Source organism: Exiguobacterium sp. BMC-KP (assembly GCF_001275385.1).
In the GTDB taxonomy this organism is placed as follows: domain Bacteria; phylum Bacillota; class Bacilli; order Exiguobacteriales; family Exiguobacteriaceae; genus Exiguobacterium_A.
In genome coordinates, this window is the sequence record NZ_LGIW01000014.1 from 121503 (window position 1) to 134907 (window position 13405).

A 13405-nucleotide genomic window follows, 5' to 3' on the forward strand; every position below is an offset into this window, starting at 1 on the left:
TCCTTACTTTTTCAATCGAGCGATGACCGACATCAATTCATCGACGTAAGCGTCCGTACTATCTTGACGGGTGGCGACTTCATGCATGCACATCTTAACGTGGCGTTCGATGATTTGTAGTTCGACTTGCCGCAAAGCTGCTTGGATTGATGCCGTTTGCGTCAAAATGTCGATACAATACCGATCTTCAGCGACCATATTAGCAATCCCGCGGACTTGTCCTTCGATGCGCTTCAATCGCTTCATCAACGCATCTTGTTCTTCATTCGTTCGTGGAACGACGGGGTGATCGTGTGTCATAGTCGTGCCTCCTTTGGTGATCTTGTTGTTATCTTTACTCTAACATATAGGTATGGGGGGTACCAGTATATAGCTTAAGAAATAAAAAAGCAGTCGCGAGAGGCGACTGCTTTTGCACTTACTGATTGGAAACTTGTGGTTTGACGATCGTTTCGTTCAATGAGCGTTGATCGCTGATGATATCTTCGGCTTGTGTCGCCCGTTTAATGAAGAAGGCAAGGACGAATGCTAGACCAGCGATGAACGTCGAGATGAAGAACGCATAGTTGATTCCGTCAAGCGTCGCTTGCATCGTAATCTGCTGTTTCAGAGCAGCAGCCGCTTCAGCTGTCGGTTGACTCGTCATGTTCTTCGCCGCTTCAGCCGCGAGTTCTGTCCCACGTGTCTTCGCATGCGTCGACATGATCGTTACGAGCAAGGCTGTTCCGATCGCACCGGATACTTGTTGCAACGTATTGTTCATCGCTGTTCCGTGTGGATAGTAGCGCGTTGGTAACTGGTTTAAACCGTTCGTCGAGACTGGCATCATGACCATTGACATCCCGAACATCCGTAACGAATACAGGACGATCAGATGCGTATACGTCGTATCCATCTCGAGCTGACTGAAGTAGTAACTGGTAACGACTGTGATGAACAAACCAGTCAACGCAAGAGGACGTCCACCGATCTTATCAAACAGTTTCCCGTTGATCGGTGACATGACGGCCATCAAGATGGCACCTGGTAATAGCATGAGACCCGCATCAAGTGGTGAGATACCGCGAATCGTCTGGACATAGATCGGAAGCAATAACATGCCCGAGAACATCGCCATCGTGACGACCATCGAGATGGCAGAAGACAAGGCGAACATCGGGTAACGATAAATCTTGAAGTTGAGCATCGGACGTTCCATATGGAGCTGACGGTAAATGAATGTCACGAGTGCGATGACTCCGACGATCAAAGCTCCATAGACGTGGAAGCTATCCCAACCTTTAGAGCCAGCTGAGCTGAATCCATACAGTAAGCCACCGAAACCAAGTGACGAAAGTGCCACGGAAGCGAGATCGATCCGAGTGGCAGACCGTTCCTTGACGTCACGAAGTAAGAAGAAACCAGCAACGAGCACGATCAAGGCGATTGGTGTGATGAAGTGGAACAACATCCGCCAATCATAGTGCTCGATGATCCAACCAGACAACGTCGGTCCGATTGCTGGGGCACCCATCATGATTAATCCGAAGAAGCCCATCGCAGTCCCACGTTTTTCAATCGGGAAACTGACGAGCATGACGTTCATCAGTAACGGCATCATGATCGCAGAACCAGATGCTTGAATCATCCGTCCTGCAAGCAAGACAGGGAAGACTTCTGCGAAGCCGGCAAGAATCGTTCCAGCCGAGAAGAGCGTCATCGCGAGTAAGAAGAGGCGACGAACCGAATATTTTTGAATCAAGAACGCAGATGTCGGAATCAAGACACCGTTGACAAGCATGAAACCAGTTGACAGCCATTGAGCAGTTGATGGTTCAATCGCAAGATCCTTCATGATCGAAGGCAGGGCGATGTTGAGCAACGTATTATTTAAGAAAGCAATGAATGCCCCGATCATCAAAACGGCGAGAATGCCGTAAGGAGCTCGAGCTGTGTGAGTTGCACTTTGTTGCATAAATATCCTCCTAACTAAACTAACGGTACATATTTCTATACGGTCGTTCTATCTGTAGTTTATCTTAATCCGATTTAGTTCGAATTACAAATAATAATAGCTAAGAAAGGTAATTTTATTTTTTATGTAAGATTGAAAGCGTTTTTCTAGTGAAGTAAACAAGGAAAGAAGCATGTTGTACACTCGACATCGCTTCCTAGGATAACGATTCGTGGTAAACAAAAAAGCGCAATCCTTCTCGTTAAAGAAAAATTGCGCTTGGTCTTCAGTTTGAAACAGCCGGAAGTCTAGCATTACTGGACGTTCGTTTCGAGTGCATCTTTCGTGATGTCGTAATGCGAGGCTGTCCAGACCGATTTACCGTCTTGAATGAATAAGACTTGTGGTGACTCGTGTCGAACGCTGTAATGTTCGGCGATGTGATTCGATAAGGTCCGAGCTTCTTGGACGAAAAGATATGCTGTTGGAACAGACGTTTCATCTGCAAACTTCGTATACTCCGAGAATCCTGCGGCACTAATCGGACATGTCGTGCTGTGTTTGCAAATCACGAACGCGTTGTGTTCGGACGCAAATTGATCAAAATCAGAAATGGATTGCAGCTTACGTGGTTGTGTCATGTATATCATCCTCCATACGTCCGGAGACGTTCACTTAACTTTAGATTTTCCCGGTAATCGACCGGACAGTCAATCAAAACGGGTCCATCACTTGCAAATGCTTGGTCAAGACAATGTGCGAGGGAGCCGTGTTCACCGACACGGAGACCGAGTGCGCCGAAAGCATGAGCCAGTTGAACGAGGTCTGGATTGTCAAACGTGATGTAAGACGAACGCCCAAACGCTTGTTGTTGTTTCCATTCAATCAGTCCATAGGTTCCGTCACGCCAAATCAATACGACGAGCGGAAGCTTCAGACGAACAGCGGTCTCGAGATCTTGTCCATTCATCAAAAAGGCACCATCTCCAGCGGCACAGGCGATTCGCCGGTCCGGATATAACAGCTTGGCTGCGAGCGCACTCGATAAACCATAGCCCATCGAAGCAAATCCGTTGGAAATGAATAACTGATCCGGACGTGTCGTTTGATAATGGCGTGCGAGCCAGACTTTGTGTGCACCAACGTCCGAGAAGACCATGCCATCCTCCCCGACAGTTCGTTCGAGTTCACGGACGATACTTTGAGGATGTAAAGGCAGGGCAAGCGAGTACGTTTCTTGAATCTCGTCGCGTAATTTATCGCGATCTTGTTGCCAGTCGTTCCACGCACGCTCGGGCAGTAAAGGAGTCAATACAGTCAGCATATCGACGAGTGGTCCGACTACGTTCGCGACAACCGGATAATAAGCATCGATTTCGTGAGGATTCGTATCCAAATGGACGATCGGTGTCTTTTTCGGATTCCATTTTTGCGGAGGTAACTCCGTAATATCGTAGCCCACCGTAATGATGAGGTCACTCGAATCGAGAATCCGTTGGTTGTAATCGACGTCTGGTAAACCGATTGTGTGTGCGGCAAGCGGATGGTGTGAAGAAATCGCTCCTTTTCCCATCATCGTCTCGACGACGGGAGCTTGGAGCTTTTCGACGAATGCTCGAAACGCATCAAGTGCTTGTTGCCGATGAATGCCAAATCCAGCAATGATGACCGGACGTTTTGCTCGTTCGATCAGACGTAAGGCGTCAGGATCATCAATCGTCAGGGAATGGAGATGCGTTGGTGTACTGTCCTGCTGTAAGGGTGTCGCTGCTTGATCACGTTCTTGTGTTGCGATGTCTTCTGGAAAAGAGATATGGGTTGAACCTGGTTTTTCACTTTTTGCTGTCGCGAAGGCACGTCGCACGATTTCCGGAATGACCTCCGCCGACAGAACGGATGTACTAGACTTCGTGACCGGACGATAGAGGTCTACGAGGTCAAATATTTGATGCGATGCTTTGTGTTGCCGTGCTGTCGCTCCTTGACCTGTGATCGCGACGACAGGGGAATGATCCATCGTCGCACTTGCAATACCGGTCATCATATTGGTCGCACCGGGACCAAGTGTCGATAGGCAGACACCCGGTCGTCCACTCAGGCGACCGAACATCGCTGCCATGAACGCAGCATTCGTTTCGTGACGCGTCGTGATGAACGTGATCGACGAACGACTGAGTGATTCGAGTAATGTGATGTTTTCCTCACCGGGAACACCAAAGATATGCGTGACGCCCTCTGCCTCTAAACATTGGACGAACCAATCCGCCGCGTTCACGCTAGTCCACCGATTGAAATGTACTTCGTCTCGAGATAGGCTTCGAGTCCTTCACTACCACCTTCGCGTCCGAGACCGGATTGTTTCATTCCACCAAATGGTGCTTGCGCAGCAGAAGGAACACCATCATTCCAGCCGACGATTCCGTAATCAAGCCCTTCGATCGCGCGAATCGCACGGGCGTAATCCTTCGTAAAGACATACGAAGCGAGACCGAATGGTGTCTGGTTGGCGTAACGAACCGCTTCCTCATCAGAACTGACACGCTGGACGGGAGCAACAGGTCCGAACGTCTCCTCGTTCATGATCAGCATGCCGGGTTTTACGTCCGCGAGAACGGTTGCTTCATAATAATAGACATCGTTCTCCTCATCCGTCGTTCCTGTTCCGCCCGTGACGACTCGTGCACCAGCGGATGTCGCATCATCAACATGTTTTTTGACTTTATCGTAACCCGCTTTATTGATCATCGGTCCAATCTTCGTCTCAGCATCAAGACCATTTCCGGTCTTCAGCTTCGCTGTCTCTTGCCCGAGTTTTTCAACGAACGCATCATAGATCGAGTCGGATACGTAAATCCGGTTTCCGCAGACGCACGTTTGACCGCCATTACGGAATTTCGACTTAATCGTCTCAGCGACAGCTAAATCGAGATCACAGTCATCAAAGACGAGAATCGGTGCATGTCCGCCAAGTTCAAGCGACATCGCTTTGATCGTCTCTGCTCCTTGAGCCATCAGCGTCCGTCCAACTTCGGTTGAACCAGTGAAAGTGATCTTATCGACATGTGGATGTGTCGCGAGTGATTCACCAAGCGCTTTCCCGCTACCTGTAACGGCATTGACGACGCCTTCTGGAATCCCGACTTCTTGACAGAGTTCAAGAAGACGAAGCGCGGTAAGCGGAGTCGCTGTTGGTGGTTTGATGACGAACGTACATCCGGCGACGAGTGCCGGAGCAAGCTTTCGGGTAATCATGGCAGCCGGGAAATTCCATGGTGTGATCGCAGCAACGACACCGACCGGCTGTTTGATGACTTGAAGTCGTTTGCTCGCATCATGCGTTGGAATGACACGCCCATAAGCGCGTTTTCCTTCCTCTGCAAACCATTTGACGAAGTTTGCGGCATACTGCACTTCACCTTCTGACTCAGCGAGCGGTTTCCCCATTTCAAGCGTCATCAGGCGAGCCAGTTCATCTTTTTTCTCAATCATCTTCGCATATAACTTCTCGAGAAGTTCGGCACGTTCGTAGACTGTCCGCTTCGACCAGTCAGGAAATGCCTTCCGTGCTGCTTCTACTGCGTCGTTGACGTCTGATTTTGTTCCGTTTGGTACACTACCGACGACTTCTCCAGTTGCTGGATTCGTAACATCCGTCCGTTCTCGTCCGTGATCTAGCCATTGCCCACCAATAAAGAATTGTCCCTTCATCCTGAAAATCCCCCTTTTTTACATGCATTGGTAAGGGTATACCCGAACGAAGAAAAAAAGATTCACTTTCGGAAGGAAAGGTTATGCAAAAGGGTAGAAATCGACCGATAAACAGTGTAGGATAATTCAGTAAATGTAATGTAAAACGATCTGAAATATTCAGTGTGAACGAAGAGTGACAACCGTTGATGTGAAATGGTGGAATCACCCCCGAAACATTGACTTTAAAAGTGGATTTGATAAGATGAAGGTAGAGGAATTGCGCAATCGGTTGCGCTGTGTATAGAAGTTCAATAACTAATGAAAATAACACCCCAAAGACTGACCTACGAGAGGATTCACGACACATGACACAAATGATACCGCGCCCTGAAACGGCCCAACAAACAATTACACGAGCTTGGTGGAAAGAAGCAGTTGCTTACCAAATCTATCCACGCAGCTTTTACGATGCAAACAACGATGGAATCGGCGATATTCCGGGTATCATCGCAAAACTGGATTATTTGAAGGATCTTGGCGTCGACGTTCTTTGGATTTGCCCGATGTTCAAGTCACCGAACGACGATAACGGATATGACATTAGTGATTATGAAGACATCATGGATGAGTTCGGTACGATGGCGGACTTCGATCTCTTAATGGAAGAAGCGCATAAGCGTGACATCAAGGTCTTGCTTGATCTCGTCGTTAACCACACATCGGATGAACACCCGTGGTTCCTTGAATCACGTTCGTCAAAAGACAATGAGAAACGCGATTGGTACATCTGGAAAGATGCGGTCAATGGTGGAGAACCGAACAACTGGGAAAGTATTTTCGGTGGATCAGCATGGGAATATGACGAAAAGACGGAGCAGTACTTCCTGCACGTCTTCTCTCGTCGTCAACCAGACTTGAACTGGCAAAACCGCGACATGCGTCAAGCGGTCTATACGATGATCAACTGGTGGCTCGATAAAGGCATCGACGGTTTCCGAATCGATGCGATCAGTCACATCAACAAGGATCAATCATTCGCTGATCTCCCGAATCCGCTTGGTATGCCGTATGTCCCTTCATTCGATATGCATATGAACGTAGAAGGCATCCATGCGTATCTCGAAGAGTTGAAGGATGAGACGTTCTCGAAATACGATATCATGACAGTCGGAGAAGCAAATGGCGTCACACCGGAAGAAGCGGATCTCTGGGTCGGAGAAGAGAACGGTAAGATGAACATGGTCTTCCAGTTCGAACACATGGATCTCTGGCGCGCAGACGCTGAAAAAGGCGTCGACGTCGTCAAACTGAAGCAAGTGCTGACGAAATGGCAAAAAGGACTTGAAGCAACAGGTTGGAATGCGTTGTACCTCGAAAACCACGATAAGGTTCGTTCGGTCTCTCTTTGGGGCGACGAGGAACAGTACTGGAAAGAGAGCGCGAAGTCGCTTGCGATGATGTATTTCTTCATGCAAGGCACACCGTTCATCTATCAAGGACAAGAGATTGGGATGACGAACGTTCAATTCCCGGACATCTCGGATTATGATGATGTCGCGACGAAAAACATGTACGAGATGCAACTTGCTTCCGGGAAGACACATGAGGAAATCATGGAAGTCATCTGGAACTCGTCCCGTGATAACTCACGCACACCAATGCAGTGGACGAACGAGCAAAACGGTGGCTTCTCAAATCAATCTCCATGGTTTGGTGTCAACCCGAACTACGCGGACATCAACGTCGCGTCGCAAGAACAAGATGAAGATTCAATCTTGAACTTCTACAAACGAATGATCCAAATCCGTAAGATGGAAGAGACATTGATCTATGGCGCGTATGATCTCATCTTACCGGAAGATACGAAAGTCTACGCGTATACACGGACGTTTGGTGACGAACAATTCTTGATCGTTACGAACTTAAAAGGCGAAACAGCAGAAATCGATACGGACATCATCTTGCACTCGGACAATATGTTGCTCGGCAACTATCCGACGATGCACCATGAAGGAACAGAGCTGGAACTTCGTCCATTCGAAGCTCGTCTGTACCGTGTGCGCTAATATGTTTTGAACGGATTCGATAGTTGTCGAATCCGTTTTTTTCTTGCATGTAAGCAGAAGGTGCATCAGACGAAAAAATCGTGTACGCTAAACGATGAGGTGATAGAAGTGAAACCAGTAAAGTACCCGGTGTCATTACGACAAGTGACGACGATCGAAGATGGTCCGATGCGTGAATCGGTCGAACTTGAGGCGGACGGCACATTGTTCGAAACAAAAGACGGTTTTGCCGTGAAGTTCGTTCAGCCGGATGAACAACCGATCGATACGACGATCAAATGGTCAAAAGACCAGATCGCTTTGAATCGCAAAGGTCCTGTTGCGATGCATCACGTCTTCATTTTAGGAGAGACGACCAAAAGCCAATATGGCAGTCAATTCGGTCAGATGTTGATGGAAACGGACACGAAGACGATTGAGATGAAACGGCAGCAGATGCAGTTTCGCTATACATTAAAGATGAATGGACAAGCAGTCGGTACGTATATGATTGATTTAACTTGGGAACGGAGTGAGACGAATGGCATTTGAACAAACAGTACGTCAAATGGAGCAGATGTTGGAAGAGGAATGGTTTGAGTGGCTCGAGAACGATGAGCCGCGTTACAACGAATGGCGCGATCAACTCGAAGGACTCGCAGAGCAGGTCATCACGGAATATAATCCGAAGGTCGATCCAGAAGCGATTGATACACTGCTTTTAATTAACGAAGAATTACCGGTCTTATACGGTGAAGATACCGTCATGCTGTATACAGCGCTCTTGAAAGCACGTCAGGAAGACGATCAAGTATACGAGCGTTACTTGACGATTCTTGGTGCGTTCGCGGACGAACAGCATCCAGCAATCCGTGAAGTCGAAAAGTTAGTCGCGAAAAAGGACTATAAAAATGCCTTCGCACGTGCAGTCCGTCTGCCACAGTCGCTCGGCTTAGAATAAACAATCACAGTGGACCATCTTGTTTTAGGCAAGGTGGTCTTTTTAGGAGGAAGCGTCATGTATCCACTCTATCGAATCATCGTCGCGGTCATCCGTAAGGGCGATCAACTGCTCATCGTCCATAATCAATCGGGTCAGGAGAAACGCTGGAGCTTACCCGGTGGACAGATTGAGTCTGGAGAGACCCTCGAGCAAGCACTGCGTCGCGAGGTGGAAGAAGAAACCGGTTTGACGGTCACATCGTCGTCGTTTGCCTTCTTAACGGAGAACTTCATGCCAACTTATCAAGCGCACAGCCTCGTGACTTATTTTGATTGCGAAGTGAGTGGTGTACTTGATCCAAGTGATCCCGATGAAGAAATCATTGAGACGAAGTGGATCAACCAAACAGAGTTAGCGGAGTACATCACGAGTGAAGACGTCCGTCTTCCATTATCGGCATATTTAGAAGAACAGCACAAAGGCTATTACATGTTTGAAGAGATGAAGTGGTAACTCGGCTGTCATCGTTTCTTTACATTCCTTAAAGCGGTCTCCATCGTTCATTTACATTCGCTCGGTATGATGAAACCATCATCGTGAACAGGGAGGAAACACAAATGAACAAGAAATGGATGGCGACAGGTATTCTCGGTACAGTGCTTATGACGGGAGTTGCGGGCTATACATATGAATCGGCTCAGCCGGTCGAGGCAAAACAAAACACGAAACAAGCGAAGGTTAAAAATGTCATCTTCATGATCCCGGACGGTTATTCAGCTGCCTATGCAACGAATTATCGCTGGTATCAAGGAGGCGAGGAGACGGAACTCGACGGTCACTTAAAAGGAATGATGCGGACGTATTCGGCAAACACGAAAGTGACCGATTCAGCTGCTGCCGGAACGGCGATGGCAACAGGAACAAAAACAAACAACGGAACAATCGGTATGGATCCAAGTGGAAAAGAAGTGGCGTCTATTCTTGATCGGGCGGATCAAGCGGGCAAAGCAACAGGACTTGTCTCGACATCAGCTATCACCCATGCGACACCAGCTGTTTTTGCATCACACGTCGCAACGCGCGCGAACGAAGCGGACATCGCGAAGCAATACATGGATGAAATGAAAGTCGACGTCTTACTGGGTGGCGGTCAGAAGTTCTTTTTTGATCAGAAAAATGGTGGCGTTCAAGAGGCTGGTAATCTAGTGAAGAAAGCAGAACGAGCAGGATACCAGTATGCGGATTCACTCGAAAGTTTAAATGAGACGGACGGTCGTAAAGTTCTTGGATTGTTTGCAGAAGAAGGAATGGCACCAGAACTGGACCGGGAAAACACGAATCAACCGAGCCTTGCGACGATGACGTCGAAAGCCCTGCAAACATTGAAGAAAGATCGCGATGGCTTCTTCTTGATGGTAGAAGGAAGTCAGATCGACTGGGCGGGTCATGCGCATGATGCTGCTTGGGCGATGAAGGATGCAGAAGCGTTCCACCAGGCAGTCGAAAAAGTGCTTCGTTTTGCTGCAAAAGATAAACATACTTTAGTCGTCGTTGCCGGTGACCATGATACAGGTGGTATGTCCGTCGGTGGATACGATGAGTACGTAGCGAAACCGGAAGTCTTGAAAAACGTCAAGGCGACGGGAGATGAGATGGTTCGTCAGTTCAACGACGACTTATCGAACATCGCAACTGTCGTCAAACGAGAAACGACGTTTGATTTGACGACTGAAGAAATTCAGACGTTGCAAAAAGTGGATGCGAAGAAACGCGTCATGACATTGAATGAGATGATCAGTAAACGAGCGTATGTCGGCTGGACGACTGCCGTGCATACAGGTGTTGACGTTCCGCTCTACGCGTACGGTCCACAAAGCGAACAGTTCAGTGGATTGCATGAAAATACGGACATCCCTGGTCTGATGGCCAATGCGATGAAATTAAAAAAATGATGTATTGGACGTGATTAAATCAAGCGGTGGATGATCCACTGCTTGATTTTTTTTGAGTACTTATCTGCTTGTGTGACACAGTAAAAACTAAATGAAAAAAATGAATGAATAGCCATTCATTATATGCTATACTCATTTCAACACAACTGCTTTAGGGGGAAAGGGGTTTGTTCGAACATGAATACGTTTTTACTCATCAACTGGATTGCCTTCCTACTCGTCATCGGCTATGCGGGTTATCTGTTCACGTCACTCGTCAAAAGTCGTTATGCCGCCATTAAACGGGGGAAAAAGGCGGAATGGACACTGACGAACAAAGAACGATTGGACGCGGTCTTAGTCAACGTCTTCGGTCAAAAGAAATTATTAAAGGATAAGAAAAGTGGCGCCATCCACGTCATGATGTTCTACGGCTTCTTACTCGTTCAATTCGGAGCGATCGATTTTATTTGGAAAGGACTCGCTGTCGGTCAGCGTTTCCCGCACGTCCCACTCGGTCCGCTTTATCCGATTTTTACATTCTTCCAAGAAATCGTCATGCTCGTCATCTTGATTGCCGTCGTTTGGGGATTTTATCGCCGGTACGTCGAGAAACTCGTCCGCTTGAAGCGGAATTTCATGGCAGGTCTTGCGTTGATCTTCATCGGTGGTTTGATGGTCGCCGTCCTGTTCGGAAACGGCTTCTTCCTTGTCTATGAGAATCATTCGACGCTCGGTGAACCGGTTGCTTCAAGCATCGCGTTCTTATTCAGTTGGGTGCCGGAGTCAATTGCGTTTGGATTATTCGTTTTCTTCTGGTGGGCGCACTTACTGTTCTTACTTAGCTTCATGGTTTACATCCCGCAAGGTAAACATGCGCACTTGATTGCCGGTACAGCAAACGTTTGGCTCGGTCGAACGTCGAAAGTCGGGCGTTTGGCACCGATTGATCTATCAGTCATGGAAGAGGCAGAAGACGATGAAGCGGAATTCAGCTTCGGGGTCAACCGAATCGAAGATTTCAATCAGAAACAGCTCGTTGATCTGTATGCTTGCGTCGAGTGTGGACGCTGTACGAATATGTGCCCAGCGAGCGGAACGGGGAAGATGCTGTCGCCGATGGATTTAATCGTTAAATTACGGGACCATCTCAACATGAAAACGGCAGCGATCACTCAACGTTCGCCATGGGCACCTGCCTTTGCGTTCGAAGGATCGCAAGGTAATCAAATCGCTTCCCTGGCAGCAGCCGGACAGATGGATATCGTTCCCGATTCATTGATTGGGAACGTCATTACGGAAGAAGAAATCTGGGCGTGTACGACTTGTCGGAACTGTGAAGATCAGTGTCCAGTCATGAACGAACATGTCGATAAGATCATCGACCTCCGTCGTCATCTCGTCATGATGGAAGGCAAGATGGATCCGGAGATGCAACGGACGATGGCGAACATCGAACGTCAAGGTAATCCGTGGGGGATGAACCGGAAAGAACGCGAAAACTGGCGGAAAAATAGGGATGAACTCGTCGTTCCGACAGCAAAGGAGAAGAAAAAAGCGGGCGAAGACTTCGAGTACCTGTTCTGGGTTGGTGCGATGGGATCGTACGATAACCGAAGTCAAAAAATCGCGATGGCGTTTGCACGTATTCTGAACGAGGCCAATATCTCGTTTGCGATTCTCGGAAACGATGAGAAAAACTCGGGCGATACACCACGTCGAATCGGGAACGAAGTCTTGTTCCAAGAACTCGCAGAAGCAAACATCAAATCATTTGAGAAATACGGCGTCAAAAAGATTGTCACGATTGATCCGCATGCCTACAATACATTTAAAAACGAGTATCCAGATTTCGGACTGAGTCCGGACGTGGAAGTGTATCACCATACGGAATTGCTCGCACGACTGATTGACGAGAAACGGATCACACCGCTCCATGAAGTCAAGGAGCGTGTCGTTTATCACGATTCGTGTTATCTCGGTCGTTACAATGATATTTACGACGCACCACGTTATATTCTCGAGAAGATTCCAGGAATCACGCTCGTCGAGACGGAACGCAATCGGGAAAAAGGGATGTGTTGCGGTGCTGGCGGCGGGATGATGTGGCAAGAAGAAAAAGTCGGCGCACGCGTCAACGTCGCACGGACGGAACAATTGTTGACGGTTCAACCGTCTGTCATTGGGTCAGCATGTCCGTACTGTCTGACGATGCTCAGTGACGGCACGAAGGCGAAGGAAGTCGACGAGGCGGTTGCTACGTACGATGTCGTTGAATTACTGGAACGGTCGATCGTCGGTGTACCAGTCGAAGAACCTGTCGCAACCGTATGAAAAAGTGGGATGAAACGATTATTCTCGTGCGAACGGGAGTAGTCGTTTTTTTTCTCTTAAAAAGCGCGACGTTTTACTGTATGGTTTTGACATGATAAGATAAAAGAACTAGCTATGGAAAGGAGGTGAGAATCTTTTGGGAAGGCGTTACTTCGAATCGGTCAGGTCGCGGAGACCACCGGCTTATCAAAACGAACGATCGATTACTACACATCACTCGGTCTGTTAACACCAGAGCGTACCGCTTCTGGCTACCGTCTGTATGACGAATCGGTCATTCATCAAATCGAAAAGATTGAATATTTGAAGTCTCAACGGCTTTCCCTGCAAGAGATTCTTGCTTCTTTTACGGAACGGGAACAAAAAACAGGGGAGACGATTTATCAGGAAGTGAAACAACTTCAGGCGACGGTTGAAGGACTCGAGCAGCGTTTGTTACATTCGACGGACGTCGAAAAACAAGCGATCCGCTTAGAACTGTCCCGGCGTCTAACATTGATTGCTTCCTTGATTGCACAGCTTTAATACA

At 48.0% G+C, this 13405-nt stretch carries 12 protein-coding genes; 7 read left to right on the plus strand and 5 right to left on the minus strand.

The features are described from left to right. Nucleotides 1-3: 3 nt before the first annotated feature. The 5 genes from ADM98_RS04560 to ADM98_RS04580 form a co-directional block, all read right to left on the minus strand. Nucleotides 4-300, minus strand: coding sequence for a metal-sensitive transcriptional regulator (locus ADM98_RS04560; protein WP_023466810.1), 297 nt, complete (start codon nt 298-300; stop codon nt 4-6). A gap of 118 nt (nt 301-418) precedes the next feature. Further along, nucleotides 419-1954, minus strand: a complete 1536-nt coding sequence (locus ADM98_RS04565) for a DHA2 family efflux MFS transporter permease subunit (protein ID WP_023466811.1) — start codon at nt 1952-1954, stop codon at nt 419-421. 293 nt (nt 1955-2247) lie between these two features. Beyond that, a complete protein-coding gene (gene ytxJ / locus ADM98_RS04570) occupies nt 2248-2574 on the minus strand; it encodes a bacillithiol system redox-active protein YtxJ (protein ID WP_023466812.1) in 327 nt (108 codons plus the stop codon). Nucleotides 2575-2579: 5 nt separating this feature from the next. Beyond that, complete coding sequence (locus ADM98_RS04575) at nt 2580-4208, minus strand: acetolactate synthase large subunit (protein WP_053452454.1); 1629 nt, start codon at nt 4206-4208, stop codon at nt 2580-2582. Continuing rightward, nucleotides 4205-5641: an NAD-dependent succinate-semialdehyde dehydrogenase gene (locus ADM98_RS04580; protein ID WP_023466816.1), complete on the minus strand. Its 1437-nt coding sequence runs from the start codon at nt 5639-5641 to the stop codon at nt 4205-4207. Before ADM98_RS04580 ends, ADM98_RS04575 begins: the two co-directional genes overlap by 4 nt. 347 nt (nt 5642-5988) lie before the next feature. Here ADM98_RS04580 and ADM98_RS04585 point away from each other — a divergent pair, with 347 nt between their 5' ends. The 7 genes from ADM98_RS04585 to ADM98_RS17640 all read left to right on the plus strand — a co-directional run bounded on the left by ADM98_RS04585 (nt 5989) and on the right by ADM98_RS17640 (nt 13401). Next, nucleotides 5989-7689 (plus strand): glycoside hydrolase family 13 protein, encoded by a 1701-nt coding sequence (locus ADM98_RS04585; protein ID WP_052169408.1) that lies wholly within the window; start codon nt 5989-5991, stop codon nt 7687-7689. 108 nt (nt 7690-7797) lie between these two features. After that, the gene (locus ADM98_RS04590; protein WP_235147615.1) at nt 7798-8220 is read left to right on the plus strand and encodes a DUF1934 domain-containing protein; all 423 of its coding nucleotides are present in this window, start codon (nt 7798-7800) and stop codon (nt 8218-8220) included. Beyond that, complete coding sequence (locus tag ADM98_RS04595; protein ID WP_023466820.1) at nt 8210-8629, plus strand: hypothetical protein; 420 nt, start codon at nt 8210-8212, stop codon at nt 8627-8629. The genes ADM98_RS04590 and ADM98_RS04595 overlap by 11 nt, the downstream gene beginning before the upstream one ends. A 57-nt stretch (nt 8630-8686) precedes the next feature. After that, nucleotides 8687-9124 (plus strand): NUDIX domain-containing protein, encoded by a 438-nt coding sequence (locus ADM98_RS04600; protein WP_053452455.1) that lies wholly within the window; start codon nt 8687-8689, stop codon nt 9122-9124. Between the two features lie 104 nt (nt 9125-9228). After that, a complete protein-coding gene (locus ADM98_RS04605; RefSeq protein ID WP_053452456.1) occupies nt 9229-10563 on the plus strand; it encodes an alkaline phosphatase in 1335 nt (444 codons plus the stop codon). A 177-nt stretch (nt 10564-10740) separates the two neighbouring features. After that, complete coding sequence (locus ADM98_RS04610) at nt 10741-12876, plus strand: (Fe-S)-binding protein (RefSeq protein ID WP_053452457.1); 2136 nt, start codon at nt 10741-10743, stop codon at nt 12874-12876. A gap of 156 nt (nt 12877-13032) precedes the next feature. Beyond that, the gene (locus ADM98_RS17640; RefSeq protein WP_035399153.1) at nt 13033-13401 is read left to right on the plus strand and encodes a MerR family transcriptional regulator; all 369 of its coding nucleotides are present in this window, start codon (nt 13033-13035) and stop codon (nt 13399-13401) included. The last annotated feature ends 4 nt before the right edge of the window (nt 13402-13405 follow it).

Bases quoted from the DNA above. Each gene is read 5' to 3' on its own strand.
- ADM98_RS04560 (WP_023466810.1), bottom strand. From the start codon at position 300: ATGACACACGATCACCCCGTCGTTCCACGAACGAATGAAGAACAAGAT.
- ADM98_RS04565 (WP_023466811.1), bottom strand. From the start codon at position 1,954: ATGCAACAAAGTGCAACTCACACAGCTCGAGCTCCTTACGGCATTCTC.
- ytxJ (WP_023466812.1), bottom strand. From the start codon at position 2,574: ATGACACAACCACGTAAGCTGCAATCCATTTCTGATTTTGATCAATTT.
- ADM98_RS04580 (WP_023466816.1), bottom strand. From the start codon at position 5,641: ATGAAGGGACAATTCTTTATTGGTGGGCAATGGCTAGATCACGGACGA.
- ADM98_RS04585 (WP_052169408.1), top strand. From the start codon at position 5,989: ATGACACAAATGATACCGCGCCCTGAAACGGCCCAACAAACAATTACA.
- ADM98_RS04595 (WP_023466820.1), top strand. From the start codon at position 8,210: ATGGCATTTGAACAAACAGTACGTCAAATGGAGCAGATGTTGGAAGAG.
- ADM98_RS04600 (WP_053452455.1), top strand. From the start codon at position 8,687: ATGTATCCACTCTATCGAATCATCGTCGCGGTCATCCGTAAGGGCGAT.
- ADM98_RS04605 (WP_053452456.1), top strand. From the start codon at position 9,229: ATGAACAAGAAATGGATGGCGACAGGTATTCTCGGTACAGTGCTTATG.
- ADM98_RS04610 (WP_053452457.1), top strand. From the start codon at position 10,741: ATGAATACGTTTTTACTCATCAACTGGATTGCCTTCCTACTCGTCATC.